This is a genomic window from Acetobacter indonesiensis, assembly GCF_000963945.1.
Taxonomy (GTDB): Bacteria; Pseudomonadota; Alphaproteobacteria; order Acetobacterales; family Acetobacteraceae; genus Acetobacter; species Acetobacter indonesiensis.
In genome coordinates, this window is the sequence record NZ_BAMW01000015.1 from 25,358 (window position 1) to 42,065 (window position 16,708).

Annotated in this window: 15 protein-coding genes; 12 read left to right on the plus strand and 3 right to left on the minus strand. The window is 57.2% G+C overall.

Annotation, left to right across the window (positions count from 1 at the left end; genetic code table 11):
• Positions 1-52: 52 nt before the first annotated feature.
• The 12 genes from Abin_RS05060 to Abin_RS05115 all read left to right on the plus strand — a co-directional run bounded on the left by Abin_RS05060 (position 53) and on the right by Abin_RS05115 (position 12,326).
• Positions 53-727, plus strand: a complete 675-nt coding sequence (locus Abin_RS05060; protein ID WP_048845275.1) for a regulatory protein RecX — start codon at positions 53-55, stop codon at positions 725-727.
• Positions 724-1,173: a CHAP domain-containing protein gene (locus tag Abin_RS05065; RefSeq protein WP_048845276.1), complete on the plus strand. Its 450-nt coding sequence runs from the start codon at positions 724-726 to the stop codon at positions 1,171-1,173. The genes Abin_RS05060 and Abin_RS05065 overlap by 4 nt, the downstream gene beginning before the upstream one ends.
• Before the next feature lie 169 nt (positions 1,174-1,342).
• On the plus strand, positions 1,343-1,594 hold the full coding sequence (locus Abin_RS05070; protein WP_048845277.1) for a twin-arginine translocase TatA/TatE family subunit: 252 nt from the start codon (positions 1,343-1,345) through the stop codon (positions 1,592-1,594).
• 66 nt (positions 1,595-1,660) lie between these two features.
• Entirely contained in the window at positions 1,661-2,281 is a 621-nt protein-coding gene (locus Abin_RS05075; protein WP_048845278.1) for a methylthioribulose 1-phosphate dehydratase, read from the plus strand.
• Positions 2,278-2,823: a 1,2-dihydroxy-3-keto-5-methylthiopentene dioxygenase gene (locus Abin_RS05080; RefSeq protein ID WP_048845279.1), complete on the plus strand. Its 546-nt coding sequence runs from the start codon at positions 2,278-2,280 to the stop codon at positions 2,821-2,823. Before Abin_RS05075 ends, Abin_RS05080 begins: the two co-directional genes overlap by 4 nt.
• Complete coding sequence (mtnC, locus tag Abin_RS05085) at positions 2,820-3,530, plus strand: acireductone synthase (RefSeq protein WP_048845280.1); 711 nt, start codon at positions 2,820-2,822, stop codon at positions 3,528-3,530. The genes Abin_RS05080 and mtnC overlap by 4 nt, the downstream gene beginning before the upstream one ends.
• 2 nt (positions 3,531-3,532) lie before the next feature.
• On the plus strand, positions 3,533-4,477 hold the full coding sequence (locus Abin_RS05090; protein WP_048845281.1) for a bifunctional riboflavin kinase/FAD synthetase: 945 nt from the start codon (positions 3,533-3,535) through the stop codon (positions 4,475-4,477).
• 173 nt (positions 4,478-4,650) lie between these two features.
• On the plus strand, positions 4,651-7,581 hold the full coding sequence (gene ileS / locus Abin_RS05095; protein ID WP_048845282.1) for an isoleucine--tRNA ligase: 2,931 nt from the start codon (positions 4,651-4,653) through the stop codon (positions 7,579-7,581).
• Positions 7,582-7,592: 11 nt separating this feature from the next.
• Positions 7,593-8,078, plus strand: a complete 486-nt coding sequence (gene lspA / locus Abin_RS05100; protein WP_048845481.1) for a signal peptidase II — start codon at positions 7,593-7,595, stop codon at positions 8,076-8,078.
• Positions 8,079-8,132: 54 nt separating this feature from the next.
• Entirely contained in the window at positions 8,133-8,651 is a 519-nt protein-coding gene (locus Abin_RS05105; RefSeq protein WP_048845283.1) for a DUF3035 domain-containing protein, read from the plus strand.
• An 80-nt stretch (positions 8,652-8,731) separates the two neighbouring features.
• The gene (mutL, locus tag Abin_RS05110; protein WP_048845482.1) at positions 8,732-10,657 is read left to right on the plus strand and encodes a DNA mismatch repair endonuclease MutL; all 1,926 of its coding nucleotides are present in this window, start codon (positions 8,732-8,734) and stop codon (positions 10,655-10,657) included.
• Positions 10,658-10,808: 151 nt separating this feature from the next.
• The gene (locus tag Abin_RS05115) at positions 10,809-12,326 is read left to right on the plus strand and encodes a complex I subunit 4 family protein (protein ID WP_048845284.1); all 1,518 of its coding nucleotides are present in this window, start codon (positions 10,809-10,811) and stop codon (positions 12,324-12,326) included.
• A gap of 288 nt (positions 12,327-12,614) precedes the next feature.
• On the opposite strand, the gene Abin_RS05120 is transcribed toward Abin_RS05115, so the two are convergent.
• The 3 genes from Abin_RS05120 to Abin_RS05130 all read right to left on the minus strand — a co-directional run bounded on the left by Abin_RS05120 (position 12,615) and on the right by Abin_RS05130 (position 16,332).
• Positions 12,615-13,526, minus strand: a complete 912-nt coding sequence (locus Abin_RS05120; RefSeq protein ID WP_048845285.1) for an EamA family transporter — start codon at positions 13,524-13,526, stop codon at positions 12,615-12,617.
• 55 nt (positions 13,527-13,581) lie between these two features.
• Positions 13,582-15,621 (minus strand): DNA topoisomerase IV subunit B, encoded by a 2,040-nt coding sequence (gene parE / locus Abin_RS05125; protein WP_048845286.1) that lies wholly within the window; start codon positions 15,619-15,621, stop codon positions 13,582-13,584.
• Between the two features lie 177 nt (positions 15,622-15,798).
• Positions 15,799-16,332 (minus strand): hypothetical protein, encoded by a 534-nt coding sequence (locus tag Abin_RS05130; protein ID WP_048845287.1) that lies wholly within the window; start codon positions 16,330-16,332, stop codon positions 15,799-15,801.
• Positions 16,333-16,708: the final 376 nt, after the last annotated feature.

The following is a 16,708-nucleotide window of genomic DNA, read 5'->3' on the forward strand; positions in this document are numbered from 1 at the left end:
CGTTGACGTCATGAATGGTCACAGATGCCTGTTTTAAGGCATACTATAATACATGACGTCCTCATCCTCACCCGGCTCTGACACGCCGCCTTCTCCACCCGATCGTGCTGTGTTGCGAGAGGCCGCGTTGGTGCATCTGGCCCGTTTCGCCACAACCCAGAAATCGCTTGAGCAGGTTCTGGCCCGCCGTGTTGCCCGGTGGGAGCGCGCTGCGCTGAAAGCCGGCGCTGAAAGCGAAGATGTGAACGCAACGGCTGCTGCCCTTAAATCTGTTATACAGGCTGTGGCTGCGGATATGGTGCAGCTTGGCGCTGTGAATGATGAGGCATTTGCCCGCGCCCGCGCCAAACGGCTTGTTCGCTCCGGTCGCTCGGGCAAAGCCGTGCAGGCACATCTGGCCGCCCGGGGCGTGGATGCCGAGGTACGTGACAGCGCGTTACAGGATGTGGTGGAAGGATTTTCTGCCACGGAAACCGAACTCTCGGCGGCACTGGTTCTTGCACGCAAAAGGCGGTTGGGGCCGTTTGCAGGTCTGCCGTCCCTGCGGCATTCTGGTGCGGACGATGCCGAGGGGGAAGAGAGCCGGTTGAAGCAGCTTGCTGACCGTCAGAAGGCGTTAGGGGTCTTTGCCCGGTCAGGCTACGGGCGCGATATTGCGGAACGCGTGCTTGATATGGAGCCCGAGGAAGCAGGAATGTGGATGGAACGGTTGAGGTCCGAATCGTGAAACGATACGTTTATCTGCTGCTGCCCCTGTTTCTGGCTGCCTGTGGTGGCGGGTGGAATGGGTCTGTGCAGTGTGCGCCTTATGCGCGTGAACATTCAGCCATTAACTTACGCGGAGCGGCTGCCAGCTGGTGGGGGCAGGCGCGGGGGCAATATACGCGTTCATCCACCCCGCATCAGGGGGATGTGCTGGTTTTTCGCTCAACGCGCCGTCTTCCATCCGGGCATGTTTCGGTGGTCAGGCAGGTACAAAATTCGCGGCTTGTGCTGGTTGATCATGCGAATTGGGAACCGGGGCGCGTTACCCGCAAGGCACCGGTTGAAGATGTTTCTCCTGCAAATGACTGGAGCCGCGTGCGCGTCTGGTGGTCGCCTATTCACGGTATGGGGAAAACCGTCTACCCTGCGTATGGGTTTATCGAGCCTATTGTGCTTGGCAGCACCTGAAATCTGGTAACCGGGCCAGACATATAGGGTGGTTAGGTCCTAGATTTCGCACCAGTTGCGGGAGATCGGGCTTGCATGACACGGCAATGGCCGCCATGTGAACTAAAGACAGACGCAGGGTTGTCTGGGGTATCCAGCCTGTGTCGGCATGTAAACAGAGGACTGTTGAATGGGTAGCTTGAGCATCTGGCACTGGCTGATTGTGCTTGCGGTTGTGCTGGTGGTTTTTGGCGGTGGCGGCAAAATCAGCTCCATGATGGGTGACTTCGCGAAGGGAATTAAATCCTTCAAGAAGCATATGGCTGATGATGAACCGATGGATGACAGCGCAAGCCGCCCCAACGGTCATATTGCCCCGCCACCAGCCTCAACCCCGGTTGAGCCCGTTCCCGCCGCGCGTGACAAAACGCCCCAGCCCTAAGACGGTCAGGCCGTTATCTGCCTGTCAGGGTGTGTAACTGGCCGCAGCAGGTCAGGGTATAAAGGTATGAGCGAAAGCATGACGGATTTTGCGCGTGCCGTACAGGATATCCTGACGGCGGGTCAGCGAATGGATAGCCGTGGGTGGGTGCCCGCTACGGCCGGGAATATCAGTCGCAGGCTGGCCGACGGGCGCATCGCCATTACGCGCTCGGGCGGCCACAAGGGCTTTTTGCAGGCAGCGGATGTCATTACCGTTGATGAAAACGGAAAGCCCCATCGCGCCGAAGACAAACCCAGTGCGGAAACCCTGCTGCACTGCCAGATTTACCGGCAGGACCCTACGGCCGGGGCGGTTTTGCACGGCCATTCCGTGGCATCTACCGTGCTGTCCATGATCGAAAAAACCAACGCTTTGCAGCTTGCCGATTACGAAGTGTTAAAAGTGTTTGAAGGTCAGACTACCCACGCCACAACCGTGCCCGTGCCGCTGTTTGACAACGATCAGGATATAGCCCGGTTGGCGCGTGAGGTTGAGCCTGCGTTTGGTGCAATGCCCGCTGGCTACATTATCCGTGGTCATGGCGTGTATGTGTGGGGCAAAGATATGCCTACCGCGATGGCCCGTCTGGAAGGGTTGGAGTTTCTGCTGGCTTGCGCGCTGGAAAGAAGGAAGCTGGGTGTATGAGCACACTGACTATCTTTCAGGATACGGTACCTGAAACCCCTGTTCTGAAAACGCATGATCCTGTGGAAATTGCGGCAGAACTCAAAGCGCTGGGTGTGCGCTTTGAACGCTGGGATGGCCCGTCCATACCGCCGCGTGATGCGGATGAAGAAACAGTTCTGGCAACCTATCGCCCATTTCTTGACAAACTGATGGGCGAAACGGGCGCAGGCTCGGCGGATGTGCTGCGTGTTGATGAAAACACGCCTAACCGTGAAGCCCTGCGTGGCAAGTTTCTGTCAGAGCACATCCATAGCGAAGACGAAGTCCGGTTTTTTGTGCATGGCGGTGGCCACTTCATTCTGCACGTAGGGCCGCGTATTTATGATGTGCATTGCACCCAGACAGACCTGATTTCCGTGCCAGAGGGCACAAAGCATTGGTTTGACGGCGGCCCCGAGCCCGATTTTGTGACATTGCGCATTTTCACCCACAAGGAAGGCTGGGTTGCCGATTATACAGGCACGGATCTGGCCCACCGTTTTCTGGCGTATCCTCTATGAGTGCTTCTCCTGCCCCCCGTGTTGTGCTGTTGGATATTGAAGGCACGACGGCCCCCATTTCCTTTGTGCATACAGTTCTGTTTCCATACGCCCGCACCCATCTGCCACGCCTGATTGAGGAACGGCGGACTGATCCGGTTGTTAAAGACGCGCTGGCCGAAACCGAACGTCTGGCCCCCGGTGTGTCGCCATTGGAACAGCTTGAACGCTGGATGAATGAGGACGCTAAGGTTGCGCCGCTGAAGGCGTTGCAGGGTATGGCATGGGCCGAAGGCTATAAACGGGGCGAATTGCTGGCGACCCTCTACCCCGATGTTGTCCCGACGCTGGAAGCATGGGCGCATGCAGGGATTGAACTGGCCGTGTATTCGTCTGGTTCGGAGTCGGCACAGAAGCTGATTTACGGCCATACGGCACAGGGCGATGTCACACCGCTTTTCAGCCGCTTTTTTGATCTGCGGGTCGGCGGCAAAAAAGACGCTGAAAGCTATCGCGCCATTCTGCGTGAAACAGGCTGGCAGAACGACGATGTGCTGTTTCTGTCAGACGTGACGGCTGAGCTGGATGCCGCAGCCCAGGCCGGTTTGCGGGTGTGCCAGATTGTGCGGCCTGAAGATGGTACAGTCGCTGGCAGTATCTTCCCCGTTGCAGGAACGTTACCGGAAGCGGGGGCGCTATTTGGCCTGCCGGGTACGGGGCAGGCGTAACCATGCGGGCGCGGTTGCATCAGAACTGGCGGGATATTCCGGCTGAAGCCCGTGGGTGTGCTGCGGCACTGGGCAATTTTGACGGGGTGCATCTGGGCCATGCCCATTTGGTGCATACATTGCAGACAACACGCCCCGATTTACCTCTGGCCGTTGTGACGTTTGACCCGCACCCACGCGAAATGTTTCGCCCCCAAGACCCGCCATTCCGTCTGACATTATCTGACGAACGGTTTGCAGCCCTTGCAGCACTGGGTGTGCAGCATGTGTTTCAGATTCATTTTGATGAAGCCTTTTCCCAAATGACAGCCGAGCATTTTGTGGAAGACGTGCTGCATGAGGCCTTGGGCCTGCGTCATGTTGCCTGTGGCCCTGATTTTGCATTCGGGCATCGGCGGGGGGGCTCGGTTCCGTTTCTGGCAGAGCGAACGGCAGAACTGGGAATAGGCTTTACGGCGGTTCCGGCTTTGGCAGATGCCAGTGGGCCTTATTCCTCCACCCGTATTCGTCGGCTGTTGCAGGATGGCTACCCGGAGCGCGCAGCGGAAGAACTGGGGCGTCCGTGGTTTATTCGCGGCACGGTGCAGCATGGTGACAAGCGCGGCCGGTTGCTTGGTTTCCCCACAGCCAATATCCCGCTGGGCCGGCATCTTGAACCTGCGCGTGGCGTTTATGCTGTTACTGTGCGTCTGCCTAATGGCCAGACCCGGCCGGGCGTCGCCAATATAGGCCGTCGCCCCACGATTGATGACGGGCAGGAAAGCCGGCTGGAGGTCAATCTTTTTGACTTTGAGGGCGATCTGTATGGCCAGACGCTTTCCGTGGCCCTGCACCGCATGTTGCGGGCCGAAAAGCGTTTTGGTGGTCTGGATGAACTGAAGGCCCAGATTGGGCTGGACGCGCAGGACGCCCGCACGGTGCTGACGGCTGAACTTGCCGGTAAATAACAGGGGCACCTGTAAAAAACTGCTGGGCGGACTATGAAATCCGCCTGATATGTGGCCTTGCTGCTTGACCCTTTGCCTTTGCGCTTTGATAACACTCGTTCGCGCAGGTGTGCCGTTGTGGCGGCCTGTTGCGTGTTGTGCTGAACCCGAACCAGAGTGACACCTGCCGTTCCATGTCTACATCCAGCAGCGACTCAGAAAAGACCTCTCCCGCCGATCTGTATCGCGATACGGTCTTTCTGCCCCGCACATCCTTCCCCATGCGGGGAAACCTGCCCAAGCGTGAGCCTGAATGGCTGGCCCGTTGGGCGGAAATCGGGCTGGATGCGCAGATTAAGCAGCAGGCGGAAGGCCGTCAGCCCTTTACGCTGCACGATGGCCCACCCTACGCAAACGGTAACCTGCACATTGGCCATGCGCTGAACAAGATTAATAAGGATGTGATCAACCGTGCGCATCGTATGGCGGGTTATGCTGTGCGTTATGTGCCGGGCTGGGACTGCCACGGCCTGCCGATTGAATGGAAGGTTGAAGAAGAATATCGCAAGGCCAAACGGGACAAGGATTCCGTGCCTGTGCTGGAATTCCGGGCCGAATGTCGGGCTTATGCCGGTAAATGGCTGAACATCCAGATGGAAGAATTCAAACGGTTGGGCGTGCAGGCTGAATGGGCCAATCGCTATGCCACCATGGATTTCTCGTCCGAAGCCGCGATTGTTGCCGAAATTGGCCGTTTTCTGCTGAACGGTGGCCTGTACCGTGGCCTGCGCCCGGTTATGTGGAGCCCGGTTGAAAAGACGGCTCTGGCTGAAGCTGAAATTGAATATCACGACCACAAATCCACCACCATTCTGGTGGCCTTTCCGGTTGTAAAAGACCCGACCCCGGCTCAGGCGCTGGAAGATGTGTCTGTTGTTATCTGGACGACCACGCCGTGGACCATCCCCGGTAACCGGGCGCTAGCCTACGGGCCGGAGATTACTTATGTGGTGCTGCGCGTGGATGACACGGCAGAGGGCGCGCTGCTTGAACCCGGTGCCAAAGTGCTGGTGGCCGAAGCACTGGTCGATGCGTTCTGCAAGGAAGCGCACGTTACAGCCCATCACATTCTTTACACTTTGCCCGGTAGCGCGCTGGAAGGCGCTGTGTGTGCTCATCCGCTACGTGGGGCTGGGTATGATTTCGATGTGCCCATGCTGCCGGGTGACTTTGTCACGACGGAAGCCGGGACAGGGCTTGTCCATATGGCCCCAGCGCATGGTGAGGACGACTTCCGGCTTTGCCGCAGCTACGGCGTAGAAGTGCCGGAAGTTGTGCAGGATGATGGCACATATGCGCCATGGGTTCCCGGTTTTGCCGCTGTTCATGTGTTCAAGGCGGCGGACGTTGTCTGCGCCGCCCTGACAGATGTGATGCAGCAGGCCAATGCCAGAGGGCAGGCTCCCGCAGGACTGGTGGCACGCGGTGAGCTTGTGCATTCTTATCCTCATTCATGGCGGTCCCGTGCGCCTGTTATTTACCGTGCGACCCCGCAATGGTTTATCAGCATGGATGGTGAAGGGGCGTTGCGTCAGAAAGCGCTGGATGCGCTAACGGATGTAACATTTGTTCCTGCACAGGCCCGTAACCGTCTGACATCCATGATTCAGAACCGGCCGGACTGGTGCATCAGCCGTCAGCGGGCCTGGGGCGTGCCGATTGCTGTTTTTGTGGAAAAGCGTACGGGCGAAGTGCTGCGTGATGCCGAAATCATGCAGCGCGTTGTCGATGCCTTCCGTGAGGAAGGGGCGGATGTCTGGTATAGTGCGCCTGCTTCCCGTTTCCTTGGCCCGGACCGCAACCCGGACGACTATGAACAGGTGTTCGACATTGTCGATGTCTGGTTTGAAAGCGGATCAACCCATTCCTTCGTTCTGGGAGAACCGGGTCTGAGCTTCCCGGCTGATCTGTATCTGGAAGGGTCAGATCAGCATCGTGGCTGGTTCCAGTCCTCATTGCTGGAAAGCGTGGGCACGCGGGGTGTTTCACCGTTCAAGGCCGTTGTGACAAACGGGTTTGTTCTGGATGAGCAGGGCCGCAAAATGTCCAAATCTCTGGGCAACGTGGTTGCTCCGCAAGATGTGAATGACAGTCTGGGTGCTGATATTCTGCGTCTGTGGGTCATGAATTCTGACACCAATGAAGATTTGCGCATTGGTAAGGAAATTCTAAAGCAGCAGGGCGAACTCTACCGCCGTCTGCGCAACACCCTGCGCTGGCTGCTGGGGGCGCTTGATGGGTACACGCCGGAAGAAGCGGTCCCTTACGCTGAACTGCCAGAACTTGAACGGTGGGTTCTGCATCGCCTGACAGATCTGGGTGGCCTGATTTCCCGCGCAGTTGAAACGCATGAATGGGTTGGGGTGTACCCCGCCCTGCATGGCTTCTGCACAACCGATCTGTCTGCGTTCTATTTTGATATCCGCAAGGATACACTGTATTGCGATGGCCCGGACAGCCATTTGCGCCAGTCTGCCCGCACGGTTCTTGACCATTTGCACCGTTGTCTGACCACATGGCTGGCCCCGGTTCTGGTCTTTACGGCAGAAGAAGCGTGGACCGCCCGCTTTGGTGAAGCAGAAAGCGTGCATCTTCAGCCGTTCCCTGATCTGCCCGCAGAATGGAACGACCCTGCGCTTGATGAACGCTGGACCAGCCTGCGCGCTGTCCGCCGTATCATCACCACTGAAATTGAAGGGGCCCGGCGTGATGGTACGGTGGGTTCCTCGCTTCAGGCACAGGTTGAACTGACCCTGTCGCAGGAAGAAGCCGCGCAGTTTGCGACAGTTAACTGGAGCGAACTGGCCATTGTCTCGCATGTTGAGGTGATGATCGACCCGGAAAGCAGTTCCATCTACGTGGAAGGCTCTGAAGGCGGTACGCTTCATGGCGCGCCGATTGTGCGTGTGGCCGAGGGCGAGAAATGCGTCCGCTGCTGGAAAGTGCTGCCTGAAACAGGCTCTCGCCCAGAATTTCCCGGCCTGTGCCTGCGGTGTGCGGATGTGGTTGAAACCACGTTCAAGACCACACCAGCGGTTGGCGTCGCAGGGCAGGAGGGCGCGTGAGCAAACCCTTCATGCTGCGCCCGTTCGGACTGGGGTTGCTGGTGCTTATGCTCTCGTTGTCGGTTGATCAGGTGAGCAAATACTGGATTCTGTATGGGCTGAACCTGCCGGAAAAAGGGTCGGTCTATGTGCTGCCGTTTCTGAACTTCACCATGGTCTGGAACCATGCTGTGACGTTTGGCATGTTCGGCGGTGTCGGGAATGCAGGCCGTATTCTGTTTTCAGTCATTGCGCTGGCCGTGGCGGCCTGCCTGCTGGTCTGGATGGCGCGCACCCCCAGTAAACTGACAGCCGCCTGCGTCGGGGCTATTACAGGCGGGGCCATTGGAAATGTGATTGACCGGGTAAGATATGGTGCCGTGGTCGATTTTATTCATGCCCATGCTTTTGGATGGTCATGGTATGTATTCAACGTTGCTGATTCCGCTATAGTATGCGCGGTCTGTGCTTTGCTGCTACAGAATGCCTTTGCAGGCAAACAGCAGCAGGCAACATGAACAGAAGCTACCTGCCACTCCGGCAGGCTGGGCAGGAAGGATAAAAGGTAGAAGATGGCGCGCCGGGTCTCGACATTGATTTCTCCGCTGCTTCTTCTTGGCGGGTGTGTGATGCTTACCGGATGTTCCGGGTCTGAAGCTGCACGTGCGTTCGGGTTGGAACGCAGCATGCCAGATGAATATACCGTCACCACACGTGCACCGCTTTCCATGCCGCCTATGGATGAGCTGGCCAAGCCGGTACGCGGTGCGGAACGCCCGCAGGATGAAAGTGAACGCCTGCAGGCGCTTGAAACACTTTCCCCTGATGTGGCGCTGCATGGCGAAGGTGGCTCAACCAGCGATGGCCAGAGCATGCTGGTCAGTGCAGCAACCGAAGCAGCAGATGCACCTGATGAAGGCGAACTGGGGCAGGCTGGTTCAGGCTTTGTGGAACAGCTTATGTTCTGGAAAGGCGGGAAGGCCGGGTCCGTGGTGGATGCGGATGAAGAAAACCGCCGCCTGAAAACAAATGCCGCACTGGGCAACAAGCCGACAAAGGGCGTTACGCCCACACAGCATCCTCACAAATAAGAGGATAGTCTGCTATAAAGGGTCTGATGATGTCAGACCCTTTTTTTTCGTCTTCAGATCAGACAGCTGAAACGTCCGGAATGCTGCCGTTACGCCCCAAGCTGCGTCGTTTGCCGGAAGTTCTGGTCAACCGCATTGCCGCGGGTGAGGTAATTGAACGCCCGGCAGCGGCATTGAAGGAACTGGTCGAAAACGCCATAGACGCGGGTGCGCGCCGGCTGGATGTCAGTCTGGAAAGCGGGGGTATCGACCGTATTATCGTCACTGACGATGGATGCGGCATGACACCGGACGACCTGATGCTGGCGGTTGAGCGGCATTGTACATCAAAATTGCAGGACGAATCGCTGGTGCATATTCGCACCCTAGGGTTTCGGGGCGAGGCGCTGCCATCCATCGGGGCGGCGGCACGGCTGACCATTACATCCCGCACGCAGGGCGAAAGTGGGGCGTGGCGTATTCATGTTGCGGGCGGCAAAATTACACCACCTGAACCCAGCGCGGGGGCACAAGGCACCAGTGTTGTGGTGGAGGATTTGTTTTTCGCGACCCCCGCACGCCGCAAATTTCTGAAAAGTGCGCGGGTTGAAGGCAGCCATGCCGAAAGCGTTGTCAGAAGACTAGCACTTGCCGTGCCGGAAACAGCTTTTTGCTTCACGATGGATGACCGTGTTCTGTTTGATCTGCCCGCGCAGGATATGGCCGCTCGTGCGGCCGCCCTGCTGGGTGCGAATGAGGCAGATGGTTTTCTAAGTATTCATGGCGAGCGTGACGGCATGGTGCTGTCGGGCTTTGCGTGTGGGCCGTCGGTGCATCGCGCCACTGCGGCCGGTCAGTTCATGCTGGTAAACGGTCGCCCGGTGGTTGATCCTGTGCTGCGTACCGCCGTGCGCGTGGCCTATCGGCGCGTGATTGAACCGGGACGCCACCCGGTTGTGGCGTTGATGCTGACAATTCCGCCAGATCGGGTTGATGTAAACGTCCATCCTGCCAAAACTGAATTGCGCTTTGCCGATGAAGCGGCTGTGCGGTCCCTCGTCATTGGTACATTGACCCGTGCTCTGGAGGGCGGGGCAGGGAATGCCGGGGTCAGGCCATCGTTTTCTGCTGTTAAGCCGGGACGCATCTGGTATCCGCCCGAAAAAAACGCAGCGCCGATTATTCCTGCTCCGTCACCGCATGGTGGGGGAAGCGGGTTGCCGTTGCGGCATGGGGCAGGGTTTTCAGAACCTCGGTTAGGATTGGGCGACTCCCCTACCGCCCGCATGTTGCCCCCTTTGCCGCAGGCAGGCGGTATAGCGGGCTGGGATGCTTACGGTCAAAGTCCTGGTGGTGTAGCGGGCGTACAGAATGGTGACGGCTCTAGCCTTGGCGCAACGCCTTATGAGGAGCCGCAGGGCTTAAGCGAGCATCCGTTAGGGGCGGCTGTAGCGCAGGTGCTGGACACATACGTTATTGCGGTTGCGGCCGATGGCAGCCTTGTTCTGGTTGATCAACATGCTGCGCATGAACGCCTGACACATGAACGCCTGCGCGAGCAGTTTCTTTCCGGTAAAGTTCAGGGACAGCGCCTGCTGGTGCCCGATGTCGTTGAATTACCACGCTTACAGGTTGATCTGTTGGTCGCCCGGCAGAAGATGCTGGCCACGTTAGGGATTGAAATAGAAGCCTTTGGGGGAGACGCCGTTCTGGTCCGTGCGTTGCCCGCCATGCTGAACACCAGTGACGCTGTGACCCTGTTGCGTGATCTGGCAGACGAACTGGAAGCCGATGATAGCGGCAACCCGGATGAAATGCCGTCACTTGATGGCAGATTGGATGCTGTGATTGCCCGCATGGCCTGTCACGGCAGTATCCGGGCTGGGCGACGCCTGACTCGGGAGGAAATGGATGCTCTGCTGCGGCAGATGGAAGCCACCCCGCGTGCTGGCACCTGTTCACACGGCAGGCCGACCTGGTTGAAATTGAGCAAAAAGGATCTGGAAAAACTGTTCGGTCGGCGTTGAAAACAGCCAAAGACTAAGCAGACAGTTAATAGGCGGCAGGGAAGCATAAAAACGCTCGCTCGGCGGAACGTGAACGGGCTTTGTCTGGTCTGCCCGCGCAAAAAGGCGCAGGTTATGGCCGATGTGATGCAACCCGGATGGTAAGAACGCCGTGCACTCCACCCTGCTTTCCCTAATAACTTATCTTCCTCTGGCCGGGGCGTTACTGGCTTTCCTGTGCGGTGGTCGCGGTGCTGACCAAGACCGTACTGCCAAATGGCTGGGATTATGGACCAGCATCATCGTGCTGGGCTTGAGCGTTGTGATGTGGTGCGGGTTTGACCCACTCCAACCCGGTTTACAGTATCAGGCGCGGTTAAGCTGGCTGTCTGATTACGGTATTTCCTATCATACCGGGGTCGATGGTATTTCTCTGGCCTTCATTCTGCTGACGGCGTTTTTAACCCCGTTGGCTATGGCGGCTGGTTGGCGCACGGTGCAGACACAGGCGCGCGATTTTGTGGTGGCCATGCTGATGCTGGAAACAGCATTGTTTGGCGTGTTTTCCGCACAGGATCTGGTGCTGTTCTACGTGTTTTATGAAGCAACCCTTATTCCGGCCAGTCTGATGATAGGCGTTTGGGGTGGCCCGAAACGGGTTTGGGCGTCGCTTCAGTTCTTTCTGTTCACATTTGGCGGTTCGCTGTTCATGCTAATCGCCCTGATAGCCATGTGGCTGCATGCGGGTACGACTGATATTCCAGCGCTGATGCAGGCTGGTTTTTCCTGGCAGTCGCAGGTGTGGCTTCTGTTGGCTTTCGTGCTGGCGTTTGGCGTCAAGCTGCCCCTTTTCCCGCTGCATGGATGGTTGCCAGATGCGTATTCGGAAGCCCCGACACCGGCATCTGCCATGCTATCGGGTGTGCTCTCAAAAACCGGGGCTTACGGATTACTGCGGTTTGGGGTGATGATGTTCCCCGATGCGGCTCATACGTTTGCGCCCTATGTGCTGGCGCTGGGTGTTGTGGCTATTATTTACGCCGCCTTCATTGCCTTTGCTCAGACAGACATGAAGCGGGTTGTTGCGTATTCCTCATTTTCACACATGGGCATGATTGCTGTGGGGCTGTTTACCCTGACGGCAGAAGGCATTGATGGCGCTATTTTCCAGATGCTGTCGCACGGGGTGGTGATTGCGGCTCTGTTCTTCTGTGTTTCTGCCGTCGCGTGGCGGTCTGAAACCCGGCAAATTGACGCGCTGGGTGGGGTTGCGCGACAGATGCCGGTTCTGGCTTTGCTGACCATGTTGTTCACCATGGCGAATATTGGCCTGCCGGGCACAGGTTCCTTCGTTGGGGAACTCTTGGTGCTGATGGGGGCTATCCATGTCTCATTCTGGGTAGCGTTGCTGGCTGGTAGCACCATGATTATGGGTGCGGTGTATATGCTGACGCTTTATCGGCGGGTGCTGTTTGGCGGCGTGAAGGGAACAGTCGGGCTGCTGCGTGACCTGACCCCTGTCGAAATTGCTGTTCTTGCCCCGCTGGCCATTGTGACAGTGTGGATGGGTGTGCATCCGGGTAGCTTCACCCGTCTGTTTGACCCGGTGGTGATGCAGGCCTTTCATGGCGGGATGGATGCTGTTGCCTCCACGTCACATCAGGCTGTAACGCATCTGGCCTCTCGTTAAGATAACGGGGAGGCGCGTTAAGCATTTGCCTTCCAGTGATCGTGCAGACGCAAGCTTGGTCTGATTAGGTTTATGGTGCCAGCAGGTAAAGCTGGCACCATTTTTTATGACCGTTAGTAAGTTATATCTTGTAACGACGAACACGGTCTTTCTTCACAGCGCCGCACAAGCTACCGTGGTGCTGCATAGGCTTTAGACCTATTGTGGGCGGCGAGCGCACCACCGGCTTCCAGACAAATAGATCTCGCAAAACCATATCGTCGTCCAAGCGAGCAATGAGGCGGCTGACTATTGCGGTGCTTCAGGAACGTCCGTGAGAGGACGCTTCTTGGCTGATGGCGTCAGAACGGTACCGGCAGAGGCCGTTGCGATCAGCAGAATACCGAGCAAGCGGGGAGCCGAGAGTGTTTCGTGCAGAATGAGAATACCGGCAACAGTCGCACAAACAGGGTCCAGACTATACAGCACCCCCAGATCTCGGGCGGGGAGTCTGTGCATGGCGCGCATTTCAAGCGCATAAGGCAGCGCTGAGGAAAAAATGGCCACCAGCAGGCTAAGCGCCAACATCAGCGGTTGTGACACCCCAATGGCGATTGCCGGCACAAAGCCGGGCAAAAACAGCACCATGCTACCGCACATAAGGCCGAGAGCAGAAGCATGCGTCGGCGCAATTTTCCCTGTCAGGCGCTTTCCGAACAGGATGTAAAGTGCCCAGAATATGGCCGCTGCAACAGAAAACAGAACACCCAGCGTATCAAGATGATGGCCAGATGCTGTGGGTTTCAGCAGCAGGGCCAGCCCCCCGATGGTCAGGGTAAGCCAGCCAAGGTCACTCCATTGGCGGGAGCCAAAAAACGCCAGCAACAATGGACCGGTAAATTCAATGGCAACGGCCATACCCAGCGGTATGCGCTCAACCGACAGATAGAAGCACAAATTCATACCCGCGGTTGACAGCCCATAAGGTAACGCCAGCCGAATAGTGCGCCATGACAGCACATGCCAGCTTTTGAATACGCATGTGAGAATAACAGCAGCGAAGCAGGTTCGCAGACCAACCATGCCCAGCGGACCAAAAACCGGGAAAAGATATTTGGCCGTTGAGGAGCCGAACTGAAGGCAGACCATGCTGCCAATCAGCTGGCTTAGGGCCAGCACACGGTCCCGCACGCCTGTCTGGGGGCTAATATCAAGGCTCATGACAGGGTGAAAAAACGGCGCATGGCGGCATGCTTTTCAGGTCAGGGAGGGAGGATCAAACATCCAGTAATTCGCCAACAGACTGGGCATGTTCCTGAATGAAGGCAAAACGCAATTCTGGTTTACGCCCCATCAGGCTTTCAACACGCTCCCGCGTTGCCAGTCTGTCTTCTGGCGGGGCAACCACACGCAGCAGAGTGCGGCGGTTAGGGTCCATTGTTGTCTCTTTAAGGTCAGCGGGGGGCATTTCCCCCAGACCTTTAAAGCGGGAGACATCAATTTTTCCCTTGGATTTGAACTCGGTCTTCAGCTTGCGTTCACGGTCTGCGTCATCCATCGCGTAAACGGACCGAGCCCCCTGCGTCAGCCGATAGAGTGGCGGCTGTGCAAGATAAAGATGCCCGTTACGGATCAGTTCTGGCAGTTCACGGTAGAAGAACGTCATAAGCAGCGATGCAATATGCGCCCCGTCAACGTCAGCATCGGTCATGATGATAACGCGGCCATAACGCAGTTTGCTTAGATCGAATCGATCACCCGAGCCACACCCAAGTGCTTCAATCAGGTCTTTCAGTTCCTGATTGGCGCGTAGTTTTTCCGTGGTGGCGCTGGCAACGTTCAGGATTTTACCACGCAACGGCAGCACGGCCTGTGTTTCGCGGTTACGCGCCTGCTTGGCTGAACCACCTGCGGAATCGCCCTCGACCAGGAAAATTTCAGTTTCCTCTGCCCGTTCCCGCGTGCAGTCGGTCAATTTGCCGGGCAAACGCAGGCGGCGGGTGGCGCTTTTCCGCGGTGTGTCTTTTTGTTCGCGACGGCGGATACGTTCTTCAGCGCGTTCAATGACAAATGCCAGAAGCGAATCGGCCTGTGGCGGGTTTTGCGCCAACCAGTGGTCAAAACGGTCCCGCAGGGCTGTTTCTACCAGCTTGCTGGCCTCGTTGGAGGTCAGTTTTTCCTTGGTCTGGCCCTGAAACTGTGGGTCACGAATAAAGACGGACAGTTTGGCGGCTATGCTGCCAAGAACATCTTCAGCCGTAATGCTGGAGGCTTTCTTGGCGGACCGCTGGTCGCCCCATGCGCGCAGCCCTTTGACCAGCGCATTGCGAAAGCCTGTTTCATGTGTGCCGCCCTGCGGGGTGGGAATGGTATTGCAGTACGACGCCAACGCGGCTGTTCCACTTTCCAGGAACGCCACAGCCCATTCAACGCGCCCATTATCCGTGCCATCGGCAGCGGGTGGCAGGGCAGCGTCGCCAGCCCACAGGGGGGTCAGCAGCGGCGCCTTGGGGCCGAGTTCATCGGTAAGGCTGTCGGCTAACCCACCGGGAAAGTGCAGTACGGCTTCTGTTGGAGTGTCATCGCCCGCTTTGATCAGGGATGGATCACATGACCAGCGGATTGTAACGCCCCGGAACAGAAACGCCTTTGAGCGGCACAGCTTATATAGTCGGGCCGGCACAAAAGCGTGCGTCCCAAAAATCTGGGTGTCGGGGATAAAAGAAATCTGGGTGCCACGACGGTTCTGTGTCGCGCCTGTTTTTTCAAGCGGCGTGACGGGAATACCGCGTTCATATGCTTGCTGCCAGATAGCCCGGTCACGCGCAATTTCGACATCCATGCGGGAAGAAAGTGCGTTGACAACAGACGACCCAACCCCGTGCAGACCGCCTGACGTGGCGTAGGCTTTCCCCGAAAACTTACCGCCCGCGTGCAGCGTGGTCAGAATGACCTCAAGGGCGGAGCGGTCAGGAAAACGGGGGTGAGGGTCAACCGGAATACCACGCCCGTTGTCACGGATAGTCAGTTTGTTGCCCGGTTCCAGCGCCACATCAATGGTGGAGGCATGGCCCGCCACCGCTTCATCCATCGCGTTATCAAGCACTTCTGCGGCCAGATGGTGCAGCGCAGTTTCATCCGTGCCACCAATATACATACCGGGGCGGCGGCGAACGGGTTCTAGTCCTTCAAGAACTTCAATGGCGCTGGCGTCATAAGCCTGCGTGTTCCCGGCCTCTGGCTTTGTGGCCGAAGCGGCTGCTGGTTTTGCAGCAGGTTTACGGGGCGGAGGTGGCTCGGAAAACAGGTCGCTCATGGTTAAGGTCTGTCTCGCTTTGCCGATGATTCGTCAAGCAGAAGCATTAGCAGGATTGCCGGATATGTGTGGGATAAAGCGCTGGCGCTTCTTGCTGGCAGGTTTAATTTCATAAAGCAGGCAAAAAATAAGGCCGCAAGAAGCGGCCCCATTTCCCTGCTTTAAGCAGAATATTTTTTAGGCGCGGCGAGTTGTGCGCGTTGCGCGACGGGCCGGGCGAGCAGGGCGGCTGCTGGTGCTTGCCGGTGCGGCGCAGGTTTCAAAAGACGCGGGCTGCGTTACGTCCTTGGCTTCTGTGTAGTTTGACAGATCTTCAGATGTTTCAAGCGCGTTTACTTCGTCAAACATGGCCATACGCTGCTGGCAGAAAATGGTGCCGGCTGACAGACCCTTTTCAGACTGAACGTTGGCAAGCTGCGTGATGTAATCGTCATGTTCGCGCTGGGCGCTGCGGCCGTATGTCGTGCGGAAATAGGAGTTCAGGGTCTGTTCTTCGCTCAACAGGTTTGAGCGGAATTTGGCAACGAACGCATTGTAGCGGTCCTGCGCGCTGCAAGACAGGGCCGTTACCATCAGTTCGCTTTTCAGGGCCTGCACAGCAAAAGCTTCATGTGCGGAGGAATGACCACAGGGCGCGGCCAGGCTATAAGAACTTTGCAGCACGCCCGCAGCAAATACACCGGCGGCCAGAAGGCGGGAAAAAGACGACATACGGTTCCTCCGATACATGCTGCAGCGGGTGTTCCTTATCACGTTAAGGTGTCCCTTCAGCCAGCGTATAAAACGGTCTCTTCAAGGTTTGACGAAACGAAATAGCGTATTCAGCACAGAAAGATACAGGTATTTTTTCATACCGCGTCTTAGCGTTTTCAACGGCTTTGAACCTGTTGAACCACATTCCCCGCAGCAGGATCACATACGTGCTGTTTCCAAACACCATATTTGGGGCAAAATAATGGTTTGAAAGGCAGGGATCTGCCATGTTTGTGCGTGCAGTGGTGCAGGGCGTTCTGCCCCCCTTTCTTCCTTGCCACGGATGTTCTAAAGGCAGAGACGAATCATGATGCGCAAGGAAGTTGTGCTGGCG

What these genes read in the sequence shown, in the direction of transcription:
- Abin_RS05060 (WP_048845275.1), top strand. Translation starts at nt 53, where the DNA reads ATGACGTCCTCATCCTCACCCGGCTCTGACACGCCGCCTTCTCCACCC.
- Abin_RS05070 (WP_048845277.1), top strand. Translation starts at nt 1,343, where the DNA reads ATGGGTAGCTTGAGCATCTGGCACTGGCTGATTGTGCTTGCGGTTGTG.
- Abin_RS05075 (WP_048845278.1), top strand. Translation starts at nt 1,661, where the DNA reads ATGAGCGAAAGCATGACGGATTTTGCGCGTGCCGTACAGGATATCCTG.
- Abin_RS05080 (WP_048845279.1), top strand. Translation starts at nt 2,278, where the DNA reads ATGAGCACACTGACTATCTTTCAGGATACGGTACCTGAAACCCCTGTT.
- mtnC (WP_048845280.1), top strand. Translation starts at nt 2,820, where the DNA reads ATGAGTGCTTCTCCTGCCCCCCGTGTTGTGCTGTTGGATATTGAAGGC.
- Abin_RS05090 (WP_048845281.1), top strand. Translation starts at nt 3,533, where the DNA reads ATGCGGGCGCGGTTGCATCAGAACTGGCGGGATATTCCGGCTGAAGCC.
- ileS (WP_048845282.1), top strand. Translation starts at nt 4,651, where the DNA reads ATGTCTACATCCAGCAGCGACTCAGAAAAGACCTCTCCCGCCGATCTG.
- lspA (WP_048845481.1), top strand. Translation starts at nt 7,593, where the DNA reads ATGCTGCGCCCGTTCGGACTGGGGTTGCTGGTGCTTATGCTCTCGTTG.
- Abin_RS05105 (WP_048845283.1), top strand. Translation starts at nt 8,133, where the DNA reads ATGGCGCGCCGGGTCTCGACATTGATTTCTCCGCTGCTTCTTCTTGGC.
- mutL (WP_048845482.1), top strand. Translation starts at nt 8,732, where the DNA reads ATGCTGCCGTTACGCCCCAAGCTGCGTCGTTTGCCGGAAGTTCTGGTC.
- Abin_RS05120 (WP_048845285.1), bottom strand. Translation starts at nt 13,526, where the DNA reads ATGAGCCTTGATATTAGCCCCCAGACAGGCGTGCGGGACCGTGTGCTG.
- parE (WP_048845286.1), bottom strand. Translation starts at nt 15,621, where the DNA reads ATGAGCGACCTGTTTTCCGAGCCACCTCCGCCCCGTAAACCTGCTGCA.
- Abin_RS05130 (WP_048845287.1), bottom strand. Translation starts at nt 16,332, where the DNA reads ATGTCGTCTTTTTCCCGCCTTCTGGCCGCCGGTGTATTTGCTGCGGGC.